The sequence below is a fragment of the uncultured Kocuria sp. genome, assembly GCF_947500125.1.
GTDB lineage: Bacteria > Actinomycetota > Actinomycetes > Actinomycetales > Micrococcaceae > Kocuria.
Genome location: NZ_CANMRA010000003.1, coordinates 62065 through 79670 on the forward strand (window position 1 = coordinate 62065; position 17606 = coordinate 79670).

The following is a 17606-nucleotide window of genomic DNA, read 5'->3' on the forward strand; positions in this document are numbered from 1 at the left end:
CGGAAAGGGGGCGGCACGGGCGCGCCGGGCGTGCGCTGCGTACCAAAGTACCTGATCAGTCGGGGAAGCCCCGGAGCAGCCACTCGGCGGCGACGCGGCCGGAGGCCGCCAGGGACGCGTTCTCGGCCGCCCACGCGGCGCGCCGGCGGCGCTCCCGGGCGTCCTCCTCGGCCCGCGAGGGGTCGAGCCGGCGGTCGAGGGCGGCGATCATGGCCCCGGCCACCGCGTCGGCGTCGTGGTCGACGACCGCGCCCAGGGCGTTGTCCTCCACGAGCTCGGCGGCGACCCCCGCCCCCGCGTAGACGACCGGCGTCCCGCACGCCGCGGCGGCGTAGATCTTGGTGGGCTTGGTGAAGTCGTAGCCAATGCCCGGGAGCACTGCGCCCAGGGCGGCGACGGCGCCCCGGGTCCACTCGGCGGTCTCGGCGGCGGGGCGCAACCCCTCGAAGAGCACGCTCCCGGGCGCGAGCCGCTCGGCGATCTCCTGCACCCGGTCGATGTCGGAGCCGCGGCCGAAGAAACGCAGTTGGGCGCCGGGGTGGGCCTCCAGGACCCGGGGCATGGCGCGGACGAAGACGTCGGCGCCCTGCCACTCGGACATCGACCCGGCGTAGACGAAGTAGGGGGCGGCGGGCTCGGCCACGGGCCCGTCGGGGCGGAAGACGTCGGTGTCGATGCCGTTCTCCGCCACGAGCACCTTCTCCCACTCCACGCCGGTGACGGACTGCAGCTCGCGGCCCATGGCCTCGGACACGGTGAGCACGCCGGCGGCCCGCCGGGCCGCGAGGGTCTCCATGACGCGCATGGCCCGCTTCACCGGGGCGGGGACGTCCATCTTCTCGGCCGCGGTGGTCCAGATGTCCGGGGCGTACCAGACGTACGGCCGCCGCCGCAGGAACGAGGACACGAGCACGGCCATCCCCGTGGTGGGAGGCGGTTCGCTGACCACGAGGTCGGCGCGGGTGGCCAGGAGCCGGAAGAGGACGGGGACGTCGAAGCTGAGGTACTGGACGATGCCGCGCACGTAGTCGTACCGGTCGCGCAGGACGGGCCACCGGCGCACCGGGTAGGGCTCCGGCTCGACCACGGCTCCGGCGGGCGGGCGCGTGGTGAGGACCGTGACCTGAGCCCCCGCCTCGGTCAGCCCACGGGCCAGGGCCCGCAGCCGGAAGGACGCGGCGGCCGGCTCGGGCGCGAAGATGCGGCTGACGATGACGATGCGGCGGGGAGTCACGGGACCACCTGTTCGGGGCTGCTCGACGGGAGGGGACGGGGGCCGGGCACGACGTCGACGGGCGCGGGCGGTTCAACTGTACTGGTCCGGCCCGCCCGGTCCCGGGCGGGCGCGCCCCGGGCGGCGACGGACCGGGCGGGCGGGCCCGCTACCGGACGGTGCGGCTCGTCCAGGCGAGCACGCCCGGACGGAAGAGCAGGACGAGGACGAGGACGGCCGGCGCGGCCGTCGCGAGCCCTGGCCCCCACTGCCCCGACCGGAGCAGGGGGTAGGCGAGCACCAGGAGGAAGAGCTGGACCACGAGCGCGGCCGCGCGGGGCCACCGGAAGCCGCGCCAGAGGCCCCGGCCCACGCGCAGCAGCCACAGGGCGCCCCCGAGGAACACCGCCGTGAGGAAGACCGTGCCGCCCGCGGTCAGGGGCTCCCCGAACAGGAGGGTCCAGACCAGGCGCAGCGCGGCGCCCGCGAGGACCAGGGCCTCGAGCAGCACCACGCCGGTCAGGACGACGACCTCGCCCGGCCGGGCACCCTGGGAGGGGACGGTCATGGAGTTCTCCTTCCGGCGGTGCGGCGGGCGCGGGCTGCGGCGCTCCCCGCCACCCTAGTCCGCCGGCCGCCGGGGCGGGCCGCCGCCGGGATCCCGGAGCCGTCCGCGCCGGGCGTCCTGTGAGCAACGACTCACCGAACGGGGTGTGACGCGGCCCCCAAACCCTTGTCCACACCCCTCCGGCGTGGGAAAGTGGACGACAGTTCTTCACAAGGCCCGTGCGAATGGGCCTTTTCTCTTGTCCCGGACGCCGCTGCCGCAGGATCCCTCTGCCCTGCGCCGCCGGGACCCGCCCTTGAAAGGAGCGATCGCTGACCATGGATTGGCGTAGCCGCGCAGCATGCCTGGAGAAGGATCCCGAGCTGTTCTTCCCCGTGGGCAACACCGGACCTGCTCTTCTGCAGATCGAGGAGGCCAAGGCCGTGTGCCGCAGCTGCCCGGTGATGGACACCTGCCTCCAGTGGGCCCTCGAGTCCGGCCAGGACGCGGGCGTCTGGGGCGGGATGAGCGAGGACGAGCGCCGCGCCCTCAAGCGCCGCGCCGCCCGCGCCCGCCGCGCCTCCTGAGCGCTCCGCTCGCGCCGAGGACCGGGAACCCTGCGGGGTCCCGGTCCTTGCCGCTTCCCGGGCCGCCCCCGGATCAGTCGTCGAGCCGGGCGCACACGGTCACCTCGGTGCCCCCGCCCTGCCGCGGCACCCAGCGGATCCAGCCCCCGAGCTCGCCCGCCACGAGGGTGCGCACGATCTGCATCCCCAGCCCCTCGCCGCTGCCCGCCCTGCGGAAGGCACCGGCCCCGGACTCCTCGATGACCACGTCGCCCATCCCGGCGCCGTCGTCGCTCACCACGACCTCGAGCAGCTGACCGGCACCGTCCTCGTCCTGCACGCGGGACGCCTCCAGGGTCACCGTGCCGGTCCGGCCGGCGAGGCCGTGCTCGACGGCGTTCGTGACGAGTTCGTTGATCACGAGCGCCAGCGGGGTGGCCAGACGGGTCGGCAGCTCGCCGAACTCGCCGATCATCCGGGTGTGCACCGTCTGCTCGGGGGCCGCCACCTCCGCCGCGAGCCGGAACTGCCGGGCGATGAGCTCGTCGAAGTCCACGTTCTGCGTGAATCCCTGGGAGAGCGTCTCGTGCACCATCGCGATGGTCGCGACACGGCGCATGGCCTGCTCGAGACCGTGCCGCGCCTCGTCCGTCGTCATCCGCCGGGCCTGCAGGCGCAGCAGCGCCGAGACCGTCTGCAGGTTGTTCTTGACGCGGTGGTGGATCTCCCGGACGGTCGCGTCCTTCGACACGAGCTCCAGGTCCCGGCGGCGCAGCTCCGTGACGTCCCGGCAGAGCAGCACGGCGCCGAGCCGGCCGGAGCGGTCCCGCAGCGGGACCGAGCGGAAGTTGACGCTCACACGCGTGCCCTCCACCTCGGTGCGCCACGCCGTCCGCCCGCTGAGCACGGGGGCGAGGGTCTCGTCCGCGTCCGCCCCCGGCCCCAGCACGGGGGTCACGAGGTCCATGAGCCGCTCCCCGAGCAGCTCGCCGTCGATCCCCAGCCGGCGCAGCGCCGACTCCGCGTTGGGCGAGACGTAGGTCACGCGGTCCTCGGCGTCGAGCCGGATCGCCCCGTCCCCGACGCGGGGCGCGCCCCGGCGCGACCCCGTCGGGGCGGAGAAGTCCGGCCAGAGGCCCCCGTTGGCCATCCGCAGCAGCGCGTCGGCGGTCTCGCGGTACACGACCTCCTGCCGCGAGGCCACGTGCCCCAGTGCCCGCCCTGCGTGCAGGGTCAGCAGGGCGAGCGTCCGCCCCTTGCGCACGAGCGGCACCACCTTGACCGGGTCCGAGGAGCGGGCCCCCTCCCCCGGGGGGCGCACCCGCTCGACCCGCCGGCCGACCCAGGCGGCCCGCAGGGGCCCGCTCAGCTCCTCGGGCAGCAGCTCGCCGACCATGTCCTTGTGGAAGACCGTGGGCCCCGTCGCGGGGCGCACGTGGGCGAGCACCCGGAACGGGCTGCCGGGGGCCGGCATGCCGCGGCCGTTGCCGCTGCCCGCGGCCGGGATGTAGTCGGCGGGGAAGCTGAGGATCAGGTCGCCGAAGGCGAGGTCGGAGATGAGCTGCCAGTCCCCCACGAGCAGGTGCAGCCACTCGTAGTCCCCGGGCCCGAAGTCCTGGGTGTCCCTGAGCGGTTCCGTGAACGCCACATCGCCTCCGGTGGTCGCTGGTGGGGAGGGCCCGGACGGCGCCCCCCGTGATCAGCGCCGCAACCAGGCCCCGATCCTGCCGCCCAGCCTAGTACCGTGCACGAGCGGGTCCCCCTCCGCCTCCGCCTCCCCGGCGTCGGCGAGCACCCTGCCGGCCAGTGTCCGGAACGCGGCGCGCCCTGCCGACCCCGCCGCGGTCTCCGCCAGGACGGCCCCCGCCAGCAGCGCCTCGTCGAAGGTCTCCGGGTCCCACGGCACGAACAGCTCGACCGCCGGGCCGGCACCGAAGCGCGCCCAGGCCTCGCGGATCCCCAGCTCCGGGGAGCGTCCGGCCGCCGAGCGGCGCAGCTTGTTGACGACGACGACGAGCCGGGCGCCGGGCGCGGCCGCGGCGACGTCCGGCAGACCCTTGACCAGCCGCGGCACGCCGATGGTGTCCGCGGCGCCCACGGCCACCACCACGTCCGCGCGCTCCAGGACCGTGAGGGCCGCGGCGTGCCGGCGAGGAGCCATGGTGTCGACGGTGAGCTCCTCGTCGGCCTCCAGCGCGAAGCCGCAGTCCACGACCGTGGTGCCGAACTCCTGCACCGAGCGCTCGAGCACGGCCGCGACGGCGCTGGAGCGCAGCTCCGGCCAGCGGTCCTGACGGGTCAGGCCCGTGAGCACCCGGACGGTGCGCCCCGCGACGGCCACGTCGGCCGCCGTCCGGCGCAGGGCCGCGCCGTCGAGCCGGCCCTGGTCGGCCAGGCGGCACGCCTGGGCCAGACCCGCCGCCTCGTCGAGCATGCCGAGGGCCGCGGCCACCGACGGGCCGTAGGTGTCCGCGTCGAGGAGGGCGGTGTCCTGCCCGAGGAGGGCGATCTCGGCGGCGAGGTTGACGGCCACCGTGGTCCGGCCCGGCGCTCCCGTGGGACCCCACACCGCCACGATCCGCCCGGCGCCCCGGGGGCCGGACGGCTCCGCGCCGCCGAGGTCCTCCAGGCCCCCGGGGTCCGCGCCGGCCGCGGCGTCCGCGCGGCCCGCCGCGACGACGTCGGCGTAGCCCACGGTGGTCGGTGCGCCCGCCGCGGCGGCGACAGCCTCCTCGACGAGGCGGGCGGCGTCCTCGGGGGTAGCGTGCTCCGGGACGACCACGGCGCCCAGGCCGGCGAGGCGGCGGTGGTCGTGGCCCTCCAGGACCAGCAGCGCCGCGCCACCGAGCCGGATCTGCTCCAGCAGGCTCGCGGTGAGGTCCTCGGCGCCCTCCGCGACGAGGGCGGCCCGGCCGAGTCCGGCACGGGCCGCGGCCAGCAGCTCCGTGAGGTCGAGGCAGCGGCGCACCACCGTGACCGGCCCGGGCAGCCGTTCGATCCCGTCGACGAGTGGCCAGGTCGAGACCCCGAGGGCCATGACCGGCAGCACCATCACCGGCCGCCCGCGGGGTTCCACACGAGCGTGACACGGGCGTCGTTGCCGAGCGCGTCCACGAGCTCCTCCATCGGGTCCTCCTCGACCAGCACGTGCACCACGGTGCCGCGGCCGGCGCCGAGGGCGGTCTCCTCCGCCTGCACCCCGGCGATCTCGGCCGCGGGAAGCAGCAGGCGCGCCGGCTCGTGGCCTCGGCCCGAGGGCTTCTGCGCGGCGACCCAGACGTCCACGCGCGAGCCGGCCCCGGCGTCCTGGGGCAGCGGGTGGTCCACGGGGACGGCCACCGGCTTGCGGTCCAGCCGGTCCGCGGTGCCCAGGGCGTTCCCCGGCAGCAGCTGGCCCGCCGGGATCCGCTGCGTGGCGACCGTGCCCGGCCCGGGCGCGGCGTCGGCCGGGACGTACAGGTCCGCGGCGTCCTGCAGCCGGACGTCGACGGCCACGACGTCCTCCGCGGTCACCTCCTGGCCGACCTCGAGGTCCCGGGCCGCCGCCAGGTAGGGGTCCGTCCGGTTCGTGGCGGAGACCACGGCGGTCACCCCGGCGACGGAGAGCAGCACGAGCAGCAGCCCGGTCAGTAGCCGGGGGTCCCGCCAGGTCGGTCTCCGGAACCGGACCGACGGGGCGTCCGTGCCCCTGACCGTGCCGCTCATCGGCGACCGCCTCTCTCGATGCTCGGCGCGGCCGTGGGGACCGCGCTCGTCGACCACATTGTGCCCGCGGGCGTGGTGCCGCGGGAACGGGTCGGTGCACAACTGGGGACAGGGTCGTGTCCGGGCCACCCCGCGCGCCGTGCCGGGGTGGTGACGGCGCCGCATGTGGACGGGGGGCCGCTCCGTCCGTTCGGTGGCAGACTGGAACGGGAGAGCAACCACGAGCAAGGAGGCGGAGGATGGCGCAGCAGCGCTTCCTGACCTTGGCGGACGTCGCCGAGATCCTCAACATCTCGGCGACGCAGGCGAGGGCTCTCGTGCGCAGCGGGGAGCTGCCCGCCATCCAGGTGGGCGGACGCGGCCAGTGGCGTGTCGAGACCGCCAAGCTGGAGGAGTACATCGCCCGGGGGTACGAACGGACCGCGGAGGCGGTGCGCTCGGGCGCACTGGACTGATCCACCGGGTCGACCCCGGCGGCCGCTTCACCCCGCCGCGAGCGAGGTCACGCAGACCAGCGCCGGGAACGGCACGGCGCGCAGTGCGGTCACGCTGCTCCGCCTCCGGTAGTCGTCGTCGGGGTGCAGGGCCAGGTCGAAGAAGTCCGCGCCCACCTGGTCGACCGTCCCGTCGAGCTCGCCGAGCGGTCCGCCGCCGGCGAGCCGGATCCGCACCCCGGCCCTGGCCCGGGCGAGGGCGCGCAGCGCGTGCCCCAGGCCGAGCCGCAGCGCCACCGGGTCGTCGCCGGACGCCCACCCCCGGCCGAGGGACTCCCACCACAGGACGGCCCCCAGCGGCACCAGGTGCTCGGTCCCCCGGTCCTCGAGGGCGACCCAGCCGGACCCCACCGTGCGCACCCGGCCCTCGACCGGCACGGACCCCGCGAGCAGGGCCCGCACGGGTTCGCCCTGCCGCCGGCGCAGCCGGTCCGCCAGGCGCACCCGGGAGTACTCCGCACGGGCCTGCTCCGCGGCCTCCTCCTCCAGGCCCAGCTGGTGCACCGAGGCCAGCTGGGCCTCCATGTCCGCGAACAGCTGCTCCCAGCGCACTGCAGGGCCTCCCCTTCCGCCGCCCGGACCGTCCGGTCGCGCAGGGCCTCAACGTAGGCGTCCGTCCCGGGCCGGTCAAGGAACGTCATGTCCACCGCGGCCCGCGGCACCCTTTACACCGGCTGCCAGCGAGTGCTAACAATGTCAAAACGCGTCAAACAACATCAAAAACAGTCAAATGAGATCCAACTCCATGGGGTGGGGACGAGATGGACGGCACGGCACGACCCGCACGCACCGCTGCTGCTCCGCTGTGGTCGGTGCTCCTGGTTCCCGCCCTGGGTCTGACCACCGCGGTCTGTGGCGCCGTCCTGACCGGCCCCGACGTCGGCCGTCCCGCCGGAGGCTCGGACACCGGGGCGCTGATCGGACTGGTGGCGGCCGCGGTCGGCTGCGCACTGGTCGTGGCCTGGACCCTGGCCGCCGCCCTCGCGGTGCTCGCGGTGCTGGCCGATCGCCGCCGCTGGCAGCGCCTGGCCGGGCTCTGCCGGAGGTGCTCCCCCGCCCTGCTGCGCCGCGCGGCGGCCACGGCCCTGGGTCTGCAGCTCCTCGCCGCCCCGGGGGCGATCGCCGACGACACGCCCTCCCCGTTCTGGGACACCGGGGCAGCGGCGCAGGAGGCCCCTGCCCCGGATCCTCGGGCCCCGGAGCAGCCCTCGGGGTCCGGGGCGTCCGGGACGGGCGCCGACCACGACCCCCGCCGCGAACCCGGCCTCGAACCCGGCCTCGACCCGGGCGTCGGGCCCGGCCCGGGACTCGGCGGGGAACCCTCCCCCGTTCCTCCGGCGGCGCCGGCTCCCTGCGGCCCGCGGGCCCCGGCGCCGGCGGTGGAGCGCACCGTGGACGGCGCCGTCACGGTCGTGCGCGGGGACACCCTGTGGTCCCTGGCGGCCGCCAGTCTGGGGCCGGAGGCCTCCGAGGAGCAGATCGCCCGCGCGTGGCCCCACTGGTACGAGCTGAACCGGCACGTGCTCGTGGACGGGCCGCACCGGCTCCTGCCGGGCCAGCGGCTCCTGGTGCCAGGCGCCGGAGGTCCCTGACCTGCCCGCGCCCCGGCTCGGCAGCACCCGAACACCGACCCACCGCAGCACCGTTCCCAGGAGGCCCGTCATGAACGCACCCGCCGCCGGTTCCGACCCGGTCGCCCGTCCGGTCGCGCCCGCACCCGGACGCCCGGCAGCAGGCCCACCGGCCCGCCGGTCCCGTCCGGCGCCGCCCACGGCCCCGGGCGGGTACACGTGGGGCGCCACGCGCGTGCTGGGCCACGACGCCGCGGACGAGCTGGGCCGAGTGACGGCGCTGGCCCGGTCCATCGGCCAGGCGGCCGTGGAGGTGCTGGGCGGGAGCCGGCCGGCGGCGCAGCTGAGCCGCTGGAGCACCCCGGAGATCGTGGAGCGCTTCCAGCAGCGCGCCGAGATGCTCCGGCTGCTGCAGGAGCAGTTCGAGGGCAAGGCCGCGCTGCAGGAGCTGCACCGCAATCCCCACGTGCGCAGGTGCCGGGTCTGCCGGGTGGACCGCGGCGTCTACGAGGTGGCCCTCGTGGTGGTCGAGCCGCGGCGCAGCCGGGCCGTGGCCATGCGCCTGGAGCGCCTGGGCCGGGGCTGGAGCGTCACCGAGCTCGAGGTCGGCTGACTCGAGGTCGGCGGGTCCACCGCCGCCCGTCCCGGCCCGTTCAGCCCTCGGAGGACTCGGCGCTCGCGGCCCGGGCGCGGGCCCGGCGCCCGGCCCGGTTCGGGGACGCGTCCGCGGCGTCCACCTCGTCCGCCTCGTCCGCGCCGCCGCCCGCCCCGACCGGCTCCGTGCGGGTCTGCGTCCCACCGGTCTCCGCGGGCGCGGTGTACTGCAGGAAGCTGGGCTGGCGCGGGATCTGCAGGTCGACGGGGCCGCCGTCGGCGCCCACGCGCTGGCGGCGGATCTCCATCCGGTACAGGGTCGAGACCGTCTCCTCGCGGATCGCCCCCATCATCTCCTGGAACATCGCGTAGCCCTCGCGCTGGTACTCCACGAGGGGGTCGCGCTGGGCCATGGCGCGCAGGCCGATGCCCTCCTTGAGGTAGTCCATCTCGTAGAGGTGCTCGGGCCACTTGCGCCCGATGACCGACAGCAGCACGCGCCGCTCCAGGTTGCGCATCGCCTCCGCGCCGACCTCCTCCTCCCGCTGGTCGTAGACGAGGCGCGCGTCGGAGAGGATCTGCTCGCGCAGGAACTCCGCCGTGAGCCGGGTGCGGCCCCCGGCCTCCTCCACGACCTCGTCGACCGTGAGGGTCACGGGGTAGATCGTGCGCAGGGACTCCCACAGGCCGTCGAGGTCCCAGTCCTCGGGATGGCCGACCGCCGTGCGGTCCTCGACGGTGGACGAGACGACCTCGTCGACGAACTGGGCGATCTGCTCCTTGAGGTCGTCGCCCTCGAGGACCCGGCGGCGGTCGCGGTACACCGCCTCGCGCTGACGGTTGAGGACGTCGTCGTACTTGAGGACGTTCTTGCGCTGCTCGGCGTTGCGTCCCTCGACCTGGCTCTGCGCCGAGGCGATGGCGCGGGAGACGATCTTGTGCTCCAGGGCGGTGTCGTCCGGTGCTCCCGCCATGAGCCGCTGCGCCGCACCGGCGTTGAACAGCCGCATGAGGTCGTCCGCGAGGGAGAGGTAGAAGCGGGACTCGCCCGGGTCCCCCTGGCGCCCGGAGCGTCCGCGCAGCTGGTTGTCGATGCGCCGCGACTCGTGGCGTTCGGTGCCCAGGACGTAGAGACCGCCGACGGCGACCACCTCCTGGTGCTCGGCCCTCGTCTCCTCCTCGCACGCGGCCGCCACCTCTGGCCACACCCGTTCGTACTCCTCCGCGTCCCGCTGCGGGTCCAGCCCCTTCTCCCGCATCCGGTCCACGGCGTTGAACTCGGCGTTGCCGCCGAGCATGATGTCGGTGCCGCGGCCGGCCATGTTGGTGGCCACGGTCACCGCGCCCCTGCGGCCGGCCTGCGCGACGATCGCGGCCTCCCGGGCGTGGTTCTTCGCGTTGAGCACCTCGTGGCGGACGCCGCGCTGGGCGAGCAGCTTCGAGAGGTACTCGCTCTTCTCGACCGACACGGTGCCCACCAGGACGGGCTGGCCCTTCGCGTGCCGCTCCTCGATGTCCTTGACCACCGCGGCGAACTTCGCGACCTCGTTCTTGTAGACGAGGTCGGGACGGTCGATGCGGGCGAGGGGACGGTGCGTCTCGATGGACACGACGCCCAGCCCGTAGGTGTTCATGAACTCGGCGGCCTCGGTCTCGGCGGTTCCCGTCATGCCGGAGAGCTTCTCGTAGAGACGGAAGTAGTTCTGCAGGGTGACCGTGGCGAGCGTCTGGTTCTCCGCCTTGATCTCGACGCCCTCCTTCGCCTCGATGGCCTGGTGCATGCCCTCGTTGTAGCGCCGGCCGGCGAGGATGCGGCCGGTGTGCTCGTCGACGATCATCACCTCGCCCTTGAGCACCACGTAGTCCTTGTTGGCGCGGAAGAGCTCCTTGGCCTTGATGGCGTTGTTCAGGAAGCCGATGAGCGGCGTGTTCTGGGCCTCGTAGAGGTTGTCGATCCCGAGCCAGTCCTCGACCTTCTCGATCCCGGACTCGAGCACGCCCACGGTGCGCTTCTTCTCGTCCACCTCGTAGTCGGTGCCGGCGTCGAGGCGCTGCACGAGACGGCCGAACTCGGTGTACCACCGGTTGGCCTCCCCGGAGGCCGGCCCGGAGATGATGAGCGGGGTGCGGGCCTCGTCGATCAGGATGGAGTCCACCTCGTCGACGATCGCGAAGTTGTGGCCCCGCTGCACGAGCTCGTCGGGGCTCCACGCCATGTTGTCGCGGAGGTAGTCGAAGCCGAACTCGTTGTTCGTGCCGTACGTGATGTCGGCGACGTACTGCTGGCGGCGGGTCGCCGGGTCCTGGTTGGCCAGCACCACGCCGGTCTCCATGCCCAGGAACCGGTAGACGCGCCCCATGAGGTTGGCCTGGTACTCGGCCAGGTAGTCGTTCACGGTGACGACGTGGACGCCCTTGCCGGAGAGGGCGTTGAGATAGGCGGGAGCCGTGGCGACGAGGGTCTTGCCCTCACCGGTCTTCATCTCGGCGATGTTCCCGAGGTGCAGGGCGGCGCCGCCCATGAGCTGGACGTCGTAGTGGCGCTGGCCCAGGGTGCGGGACGCGGCCTCCCGGACCACGGCGAAGGCCTCGGGCAGCAGCCGGTCCAGCGACTCGCCGTCGGCCACGCGGGCGCGGAAGGCGTCCGTCTCGGCGCGCAGCTCCGCGTCGCTGAGCTCCCCGAAGCTGTCCTCGAGGCTGTTGATGGCGGTCGTGTAGGACCGCAGCCTCGTCAGGACCTTCTTGTCTCCGGTCCTGAGGACTTTCTCCAGGAATGACGCCACGTGCACACGCTCCTCGTGTTCGACTGCCGTGCTGGGACTGATGGGGGGGGTGTCCGGCACCCGCTCCAGTCTACGGGAGCCGGTCCCGGTCCTCGGGCACGGACGAGCCCGGCGGCCGCAACCACCGGGCTCTTCCGGGGCGGGACCCGGCCGGCACCCAGCCGGACCGCCCCGCCGTCATGGGGGCGCGATCAGCGGGCGGGCTCGGGCTGGTACGCCCGGACGCTCTCCTCGGACTCCTCGCCGTTGTCGCTGAGGCTGATGACGCCGTAGCTCCAGCCCTTGCGGCGGTAGACCGCGGAGGGCTCCCCGGTCTCCTTGTCGACGAAAAGGTAGAAGTCGTGGCCGACGAGCTCCATGTGGTCGACGGCCTCGTCGACGCTCAGCTCGGAGGCCGGGAACCGCTTGCGCCGGATCTCGACGGGGGTGACGGCGTCGGTGAGGCTCACGCTCTGGTCGAACGCCTCCTGCTCGGCGGTCGCGAGCTCCGCGGCGGTGGCGTAGATGGGTCCGGAACTCGGGACCACGGGCAGGGTGCCGGTGGCCTCGTGAACGGCCGTGGGACGGTGGGCGCCGCGGTGCACCTTGCGGCGGTCGCGCGCCCGGCGCAGGCGCTCGAGAAGCTTGCTGTAAGCCTCGTCGAAGGCGGCGAACTTGTCGTCGCCGCGCGCCTCGGCCCGCAGGACGGGGCCGCGGCCGGAGACCGTGATCTCCACGCCCATGCCCTGGTGGCCGGGCAGCGCGTGGTCCTTCGTGACCTTGACATCAATGCGCTGGACCTTCTCGCCCAGCTCCTCGAACTTGACGACCTTCTCGGCGGCGTACTCCTTGAACCGCTCCGGTACGGCGACGTTGCGTCCCATGACGTTCAGTTCCATGATGCCCTCCAAATCTCGGGGGTGACGTGGGCGGATGGGGCCGCCCACCCGGGAGGATTGTTGCGTCCCGTGACTCAACGTTAGTTGAATCACCTCGGATATTCACCAGGCCGCGGCGGGGCCGGGACCGAATCAGCGGTGAGCGCAACCGCCGGGGGCCGCACCGCCGCGAGCACCACCGCACCGACCACCTCGGCCCCTCCGGCCCGCAGCGCACGGGCGGCCTCCCCGAGGGTCGCGCCCGTGGTCAGGACGTCGTCGACGACGACGCACCGGGCGCCCGGCGCCGCGGCGCACCGCATGGACCCGGTGGGCCGGGCCCGCCGGCCCGCGGTGCCCAGCCGCTTCTGCGCCGGCCCGGGCAGCAGGGTGCCGCTCCCGCGGTGCCGCAGTCCGCGGCTCACGACCGTGCCCGCGGGGAGCACGCCGCGGCGCGCGCAGTCCTCCAGCAGCAGCCGCACGGGGTCGAACCAGCGGCGCCGCAGGGCCGCCGGGCTGGTCGGCACCGGGACGAGCAGCACGGGCCCGGGCGGCCAGTCCCGTGCGGCGCGGTGCAGGGCCGTGGCCAGGCAGGCGGCGAGCACGGGGACCAGATCGGTGCGGCCGGTGTTCTTGAGCGCGAGCAGGCACGTGGCGAGTCCGTGGGCGTAGCGCCCGGCGGCGACGACCGGCAGCGTCGGCTCCAGCAGCGGCGCGGCCGAGGACGCCTCGAAGGGACGGGCGCAGGACCGGCGCAGCACCATGCGGCAGGCACGGCACACGGCGGCCCCCGGGGCACGGCACACGGCGCACTCCACGGGCAGGAGCACCTCGGCGGCCTCGGCCAGACGGTCGAGGACCCGTGCGGCGGCCCGGTCGAGGGCGCGGGCGGAGGGCGGGGTCGCGGGCATGCGCCCATCCTGGTCCGTGCCCGCCGCCCCGGACCGGGTGGCGTCCCCCGTCCGCACTGCCGGGGCTGTGGACCACGGACGGGCGGCGGTCCTCAGCCGGCGAAGGCCGTGTCCAGCACGTCCTCGCTCTGCGGTGCCCAGGCGTTGCCCGTCAGCATGTGCAGGGTGCCGCCGGCCACGGCGTAGACGGAGGACGTGCCGTTGCCGCCGCTGAGCCCGGTGAGGCCGACGAGACCGGGCAGTTCCCGGAACCGCCCGGACACGTCGTAGATGCGGGGTCGGACGGACCCGGTGCCGTCGAGCGGGGCCGCGACGAACTCCCGGTCGCTGAGCCACAGTGCCGCGTCCACGTCGACGTCGGCGGCCACCCGGTACGGCTCGTTGAGCCGGCGCGGGGTCCCGTCGGGCCCGCGGACCACGCCGGCCAGCCAGATCTGGGAGACCCCGTCGTCCTCGGTGACGACGAGCGCGCGCGTACCCCCGCGCGAGATCCGCAGGGAGGTCACGGTCCGCGCCGATAGCCACGAGGCCTCGACGCGCAGCGGGTCGCCGGCGCTCGGGCCGGTGCGCACGGCCCGGACGGTCCCGGCGGAGTCCCCGGTCCACACCCACCCGTGCTCGTCGAAGCTCGGGCGGGTCAGGCCGGTCCCGCTGAAGCGCTCCACGGGCGCCCCGTCCCGGGTCACGGTCACCAGGGAGCCCGTGCCCGTGTCCACGAACGCGAAGTGCTCGGCCGCGGCGTCCATCGCGGGGCTGGACGGGTGGTGGCCGTCCAGCGGGGGGATCCCGGCCACGATCTCGGTCTGGCCGCCCTGGTAGAACACGAGCTCGCCGTCGTGCAGCCCCACCTGCCGGGACGGGACGGTGACGTCCTGGACCGGCGCGGTGTCCGTCCACCCCGCGCCCAGCTCCACGGGCGCCCCGTCGACGAGCAGCTCCACGTCGTTCACCGCGGTGAGCGACCTGAGGCTCAGCGAGAGCTGGTCGTGCATCCGGCGGTTGATCTCGATGTTCGCAGGGTCGAAGTCGGGCACGCTGAGCTCCACGGTGGCGGTGCCCTCCCGCACGGGCACCGCCGAGCGCGCCAGCGTGGTCCCCGGCGGGAACGCCGAGGTCACGGCTCCCCGCAGGTAGGGCGCGGGGCCGCCGAGCAGGGCGCGCACGATCGACGTGGACACGGGCACCCGGTCCGGGAACCACCGGGGGTCGACCACCACGTTGGACAGGTCCTCGTCCGCGAAGTACAGGTGGTGGGGCTCGAAGATGTCCTCGAAGTCGGGCCGGGTGAGCGCCGTCGCGTCCGGGGCGTCGGAGATCCGCCACTGGCCGTCCACCTGGACCACGTCGAAGTCGAGCACCTCCGTGGCCCCCGCCGGCTTGCGCTCGATCACGCCGGAGCCGTCCACCACGCTCTCCACCTCGAGGTTCACGCGGTACTCGTTGTCCTCGAGCCGGGGCACGGGCGAGGCGTCGCCGCGGTGCACGATGGTGCGCGCGTCGGGGTGCCAGGTGCCGGCGAGCTCCGGGGTGAGGTACTCGCGGGCCACGGAGTAGTCGTCGGCCACGCCGGTCCCGGCCGCGAGGAAGCCGCGCACGACCTGCTCCGGCGTCGCCCCGTCCCGGGGGCCGGCCGGTGCGACGTCGTAGGTGGGCTGGGCCGCGGTCCGGGTGGGCTCGGCGTGCCGGTGCACGGGTCCCGTCCGGGGAATGGCTCCGCAGCCGCCGATCGCCACGGCCGCGGCCAGAGCCAGTACGGCCGTGCGGGTCAGCCGCCGGGTCCTGCTCATGGCCGGTCCTCCTCCACGTCGGTCGGCTGCGCCGCCCCGGCGGGGGGCGCCTGCTCCGGCGGGGCCGCGGACGCCAGGGCCAGGGACCCCGTCCTCGTCACGGCAGCCGTCTCGGGGTACGCGTCGGCGTCGGGGGGCAGCCCGAGCGGGCTCTCGTCGTCGGGCGCGAGCCGCCGTCCGCGGGTCCGGGGCAGGGTGAGCCGGAAGCACGCGCCCTCCCCCGGTTCGCCCCACACGTCGAGCCGGCCTCCGTGCAGCCGCGTGTCCTCGGTGGCGATCGCGAGGCCGAGCCCCGTCCCGCCGGTGGTGCGGGCGCGGGCCGGGTCCGCGCGCCAGAAGCGGTTGAACGCCTTGGCCGCCTCCTCCTCGGTCATCCCGATGCCGTGGTCGCGCACGGCCACGGCCGCGGCCACGTCGGAGGCCCCGACGACGACGTCGACGGGCCGGCCCTCGCCGTGCTCGAGGGCGTTGACCACGAGGTTGCGCAGGATCCGCTCGATCCGTCGCTGGTCCCCCTGCACGGTGCAACGGGACAGCTCCGAGCGCACCCGCACCGTGGAGCCGGAGGAGACGGCGAGCGGGGCGGCGGCCTCCACGACGTCGTGCACCACCGAGAACAGCTCGACGTTGGCCACCTCGAGGCGCGCGGCGCCCGCGTCGAAGCGGGAGATCTCCAGCAGGTCGGCCAGCAGGGAGTCGAAGCGGTCCACCTGGTGGTAGAGCAGCTCGGCGGAGCGGCGGTTGACGGGGTCGAAGTCCTCGCGGGCGTTGAAGAGCACCTCGGCCGCCATCCGCACCGTGGTCAGCGGGGTGCGCAGCTCGTGGGAGACGTCGGAGACGAAGGTCTGCTGCATCGAGGACAGCTGCTCGAGCTGCGTGATCTGATCCTGCAGGCTGTCCGCCATCCGGTTGAAGGACCGGGCGAGGCGGGCGACCTCGTGCGAGCCGCTGACGGGCATCCGCACGCCCAGGTCGCCGTCGGCGAGCTGCTCGGCCACGCGGGCGGTGCTGGACACGGGACGGACGACCTCGCGGGTGACGTACCAGACGATCGCGCCCACGAGCAGGAGCAGGACGACCACCGACAGCAGCAGCACCGCGTGCATCGCGTCGAGGGTGCGCTGCGGCTCGGAGAAGTCGTAGACGAGGTAGAGCCCGTAGCGGCTGTTCTGGTAGAGGTCCACCACCGTGCCCACGACGATGACGGGGGCCTCCTCCCCGTTCTCCGTCATCCGGACCGAGGCGGGCTGCCAGAACACGCCGTCCTGCTCCGCGAGGCGTTCCTGCAGCTCCGGGGGCACGGTGCTCGAGGTCATCCACGGGCTCTGGCTCTGCGCCGGGATGAGGGTCTGCCCGCTGGTGAAGTCCATCGGGAGCAGGATCCAGCGCTCCGTCTCCGCGCCGTCCACCGAGAGCGAGCCGAGGGTCGAGGCGACGAGCGCCTGCAGCTCGTCGCGGTCGGAGGCGTCCGAGGCGTCGAAGCTGTCCTGCACCTGCTCGAAGTCCGCGGTGGCCGAGGCGAGGACCTGGTCCAGCCGTTCGGTGAACAGCCGGTCCGCGATCTGGTGCGACAGGAAGCTGCCCGTGACGAAGAAGGCCAGCGCGGTCAGGGACAGGGACACGGCGATGGCCCGGAACTGCAGGGACTGCCGCCAGCGGCGGGCCAGGAGGAGCCGGCCCAGCCGCAGCCGTCGGGTCGCGGCCCCGGCCGGCCCACGGCGCCGGGGGGAGGCGGCGGCGTCCGGCGGGGTCATCGGGCGGACGTGCCCGCCTTGTAGCCGACGCCGCGCACGGTGACCACGATCTCGGGGCTCTCCGGGTCCCGCTCGATCTTGGAGCGCAGCCGCTGCACGTGGACGTTGACGAGCCGCGTGTCGGCGGCGTGCTGGTAGCCCCAGACGTCGCGGAGCAGCATCTCCCGCGAGAACACCTGGTGCGGTGCGCGCGCCAGGGCGGTGAGCAGGTCGAACTCGAGGGGGGTGAGGCCGATCTCGTGGTCCCCCCGGTGCACGCTGTGCCCGCTCACGTCGATGGTCAGGTCGCCGATCCGCAGCTCCTGCGAGTTGGCGCGCTCGACGGGGCGCAGGCGGGCCTTGACCCGGGCCACGAGCTCGGCGGGCTTGAACGGCTTGGGCACGTAGTCGTCGGCCCCGGCCTCCAGTCCCCGGACCACGTCGACGGTGTCCGACTTCGCGGTGAGCATGACGACGGGGACGTCGGAGATCGTGCGGATCTCGCGGCAGACCTGGATGCCGTCCTTGCCCGGGAGCATGAGGTCGAGCAGCAGCAGGTCCGGGCGCACGGCCCGGAAGGTGTCCACGGCGGTGGCACCGTCGTAGCAGAAGACGGGCTCGAAGCCCTCCGCGGTCAGGACGATCCCGATCATCTCCGACAGGGCGGCGTCGTCGTCGACGACCAGTATTCGCGCGTTCATCGCCTCTCCGGTGGTGTGGGGCGGACCCGCAGTGGGCGGGGACCGCCGTGGCCCGGGGCGTCCGGGGCGTGGTGGTGGACCGGGGTCCACCTGCATTGTGGCCGATCGCGGCCCGCCCCGCACCTCGGCGCGGAGTGTGTCGGT

General features: G+C 74.6%; 16 protein-coding genes. 4 read left to right on the forward strand and 12 right to left on the reverse strand.

The window, feature by feature from the left end; all coding sequences use genetic code 11:
- Positions 1 to 55 precede the first annotated feature (55 nt).
- Together Q0817_RS02810 and Q0817_RS02815 are read right to left on the reverse strand one after the other, a co-directional pair.
- A complete protein-coding gene (locus Q0817_RS02810; RefSeq protein WP_298583660.1) occupies positions 56 to 1234 on the reverse strand; it encodes a glycosyltransferase family 4 protein in 1179 nt (392 codons plus the stop codon).
- Between the two features lie 148 nt (positions 1235 to 1382).
- A complete protein-coding gene (locus tag Q0817_RS02815; protein WP_298583662.1) occupies positions 1383 to 1781 on the reverse strand; it encodes a hypothetical protein in 399 nt (132 codons plus the stop codon).
- Between the two features lie 317 nt (positions 1782 to 2098).
- Between Q0817_RS02815 and Q0817_RS02820 the strand changes: the two genes are divergently transcribed.
- Entirely contained in the window at positions 2099 to 2347 is a 249-nt protein-coding gene (locus Q0817_RS02820) for a WhiB family transcriptional regulator (RefSeq protein WP_017833636.1), read from the forward strand.
- Positions 2348 to 2420: 73 nt separating this feature from the next.
- On the opposite strand, the gene Q0817_RS02825 is transcribed toward Q0817_RS02820, so the two are convergent.
- Genes Q0817_RS02825 through Q0817_RS02835 form a run of 3 tightly spaced genes read right to left on the reverse strand, consistent with a single transcriptional unit; the run spans position 2421 to position 6031 of the window.
- A complete protein-coding gene (locus Q0817_RS02825; protein ID WP_298583673.1) occupies positions 2421 to 3974 on the reverse strand; it encodes a sensor histidine kinase in 1554 nt (517 codons plus the stop codon).
- A gap of 51 nt (positions 3975 to 4025) precedes the next feature.
- A complete protein-coding gene (locus tag Q0817_RS02830) occupies positions 4026 to 5402 on the reverse strand; it encodes a P-loop NTPase (RefSeq protein ID WP_298583675.1) in 1377 nt (458 codons plus the stop codon).
- Complete coding sequence (locus Q0817_RS02835) at positions 5378 to 6031, reverse strand: SAF domain-containing protein (RefSeq protein ID WP_298583677.1); 654 nt, start codon at positions 6029 to 6031, stop codon at positions 5378 to 5380. Before Q0817_RS02835 ends, Q0817_RS02830 begins: the two co-directional genes overlap by 25 nt.
- Positions 6032 to 6270: 239 nt before the next feature.
- On the opposite strand from Q0817_RS02835, the gene Q0817_RS02840 reads away from it, so the two are divergent.
- A complete protein-coding gene (locus tag Q0817_RS02840; protein WP_017833632.1) occupies positions 6271 to 6486 on the forward strand; it encodes a helix-turn-helix domain-containing protein in 216 nt (71 codons plus the stop codon).
- A 27-nt stretch (positions 6487 to 6513) separates the two neighbouring features.
- Here Q0817_RS02840 and Q0817_RS02845 read toward each other — a convergent pair whose 3' ends face one another.
- On the reverse strand, positions 6514 to 7077 hold the full coding sequence (locus tag Q0817_RS02845; RefSeq protein WP_298583679.1) for a hypothetical protein: 564 nt from the start codon (positions 7075 to 7077) through the stop codon (positions 6514 to 6516).
- Positions 7078 to 7286: 209 nt separating this feature from the next.
- Between Q0817_RS02845 and Q0817_RS02850 the strand changes: the two genes are divergently transcribed.
- Positions 7287 to 8117: a LysM peptidoglycan-binding domain-containing protein gene (locus tag Q0817_RS02850; protein ID WP_298583681.1), complete on the forward strand. Its 831-nt coding sequence runs from the start codon at positions 7287 to 7289 to the stop codon at positions 8115 to 8117.
- A 70-nt stretch (positions 8118 to 8187) separates the two neighbouring features.
- A complete protein-coding gene (locus tag Q0817_RS02855) occupies positions 8188 to 8709 on the forward strand; it encodes an Rv3235 family protein (RefSeq protein WP_298583682.1) in 522 nt (173 codons plus the stop codon).
- Positions 8710 to 8749: 40 nt separating this feature from the next.
- Here Q0817_RS02855 and secA read toward each other — a convergent pair whose 3' ends face one another.
- From secA to mtrA, 6 genes are all read right to left on the reverse strand, one after another.
- A complete protein-coding gene (gene secA / locus Q0817_RS02860; RefSeq protein WP_298583684.1) occupies positions 8750 to 11473 on the reverse strand; it encodes a preprotein translocase subunit SecA in 2724 nt (907 codons plus the stop codon).
- A 191-nt stretch (positions 11474 to 11664) separates the two neighbouring features.
- Positions 11665 to 12351, reverse strand: a complete 687-nt coding sequence (raiA, locus tag Q0817_RS02865) for a ribosome hibernation-promoting factor, HPF/YfiA family (RefSeq protein ID WP_298583686.1) — start codon at positions 12349 to 12351, stop codon at positions 11665 to 11667.
- Between the two features lie 89 nt (positions 12352 to 12440).
- On the reverse strand, positions 12441 to 13241 hold the full coding sequence (locus Q0817_RS02870) for a ComF family protein (protein WP_298583688.1): 801 nt from the start codon (positions 13239 to 13241) through the stop codon (positions 12441 to 12443).
- A gap of 92 nt (positions 13242 to 13333) precedes the next feature.
- Entirely contained in the window at positions 13334 to 15028 is a 1695-nt protein-coding gene (locus tag Q0817_RS02875) for an LpqB family beta-propeller domain-containing protein (RefSeq protein ID WP_298583690.1), read from the reverse strand.
- Positions 15025 to 16782: an MtrAB system histidine kinase MtrB gene (gene mtrB / locus Q0817_RS02880; protein ID WP_298583693.1), complete on the reverse strand. Its 1758-nt coding sequence runs from the start codon at positions 16780 to 16782 to the stop codon at positions 15025 to 15027. Before mtrB ends, Q0817_RS02875 begins: the two co-directional genes overlap by 4 nt.
- A complete protein-coding gene (gene mtrA / locus Q0817_RS02885; protein ID WP_017833623.1) occupies positions 16779 to 17462 on the reverse strand; it encodes an MtrAB system response regulator MtrA in 684 nt (227 codons plus the stop codon). Before mtrA ends, mtrB begins: the two co-directional genes overlap by 4 nt.
- Between the last annotated feature and the right edge of the window lie 144 nt (positions 17463 to 17606).

What these genes read in the sequence shown, in the direction of transcription:
- Q0817_RS02815 (WP_298583662.1), bottom strand. Translation starts at nt 1,781, where the DNA reads ATGACCGTCCCCTCCCAGGGTGCCCGGCCGGGCGAGGTCGTCGTCCTG.
- Q0817_RS02820 (WP_017833636.1), top strand. Translation starts at nt 2,099, where the DNA reads ATGGATTGGCGTAGCCGCGCAGCATGCCTGGAGAAGGATCCCGAGCTG.
- Q0817_RS02835 (WP_298583677.1), bottom strand. Translation starts at nt 6,031, where the DNA reads ATGAGCGGCACGGTCAGGGGCACGGACGCCCCGTCGGTCCGGTTCCGG.
- Q0817_RS02840 (WP_017833632.1), top strand. Translation starts at nt 6,271, where the DNA reads ATGGCGCAGCAGCGCTTCCTGACCTTGGCGGACGTCGCCGAGATCCTC.
- Q0817_RS02850 (WP_298583681.1), top strand. Translation starts at nt 7,287, where the DNA reads ATGGACGGCACGGCACGACCCGCACGCACCGCTGCTGCTCCGCTGTGG.
- Q0817_RS02855 (WP_298583682.1), top strand. Translation starts at nt 8,188, where the DNA reads ATGAACGCACCCGCCGCCGGTTCCGACCCGGTCGCCCGTCCGGTCGCG.
- raiA (WP_298583686.1), bottom strand. Translation starts at nt 12,351, where the DNA reads ATGGAACTGAACGTCATGGGACGCAACGTCGCCGTACCGGAGCGGTTC.
- Q0817_RS02870 (WP_298583688.1), bottom strand. Translation starts at nt 13,241, where the DNA reads ATGCCCGCGACCCCGCCCTCCGCCCGCGCCCTCGACCGGGCCGCCGCA.
- Q0817_RS02875 (WP_298583690.1), bottom strand. Translation starts at nt 15,028, where the DNA reads ATGAGCAGGACCCGGCGGCTGACCCGCACGGCCGTACTGGCTCTGGCC.
- mtrB (WP_298583693.1), bottom strand. Translation starts at nt 16,782, where the DNA reads ATGACCCCGCCGGACGCCGCCGCCTCCCCCCGGCGCCGTGGGCCGGCC.
- mtrA (WP_017833623.1), bottom strand. Translation starts at nt 17,462, where the DNA reads ATGAACGCGCGAATACTGGTCGTCGACGACGACGCCGCCCTGTCGGAG.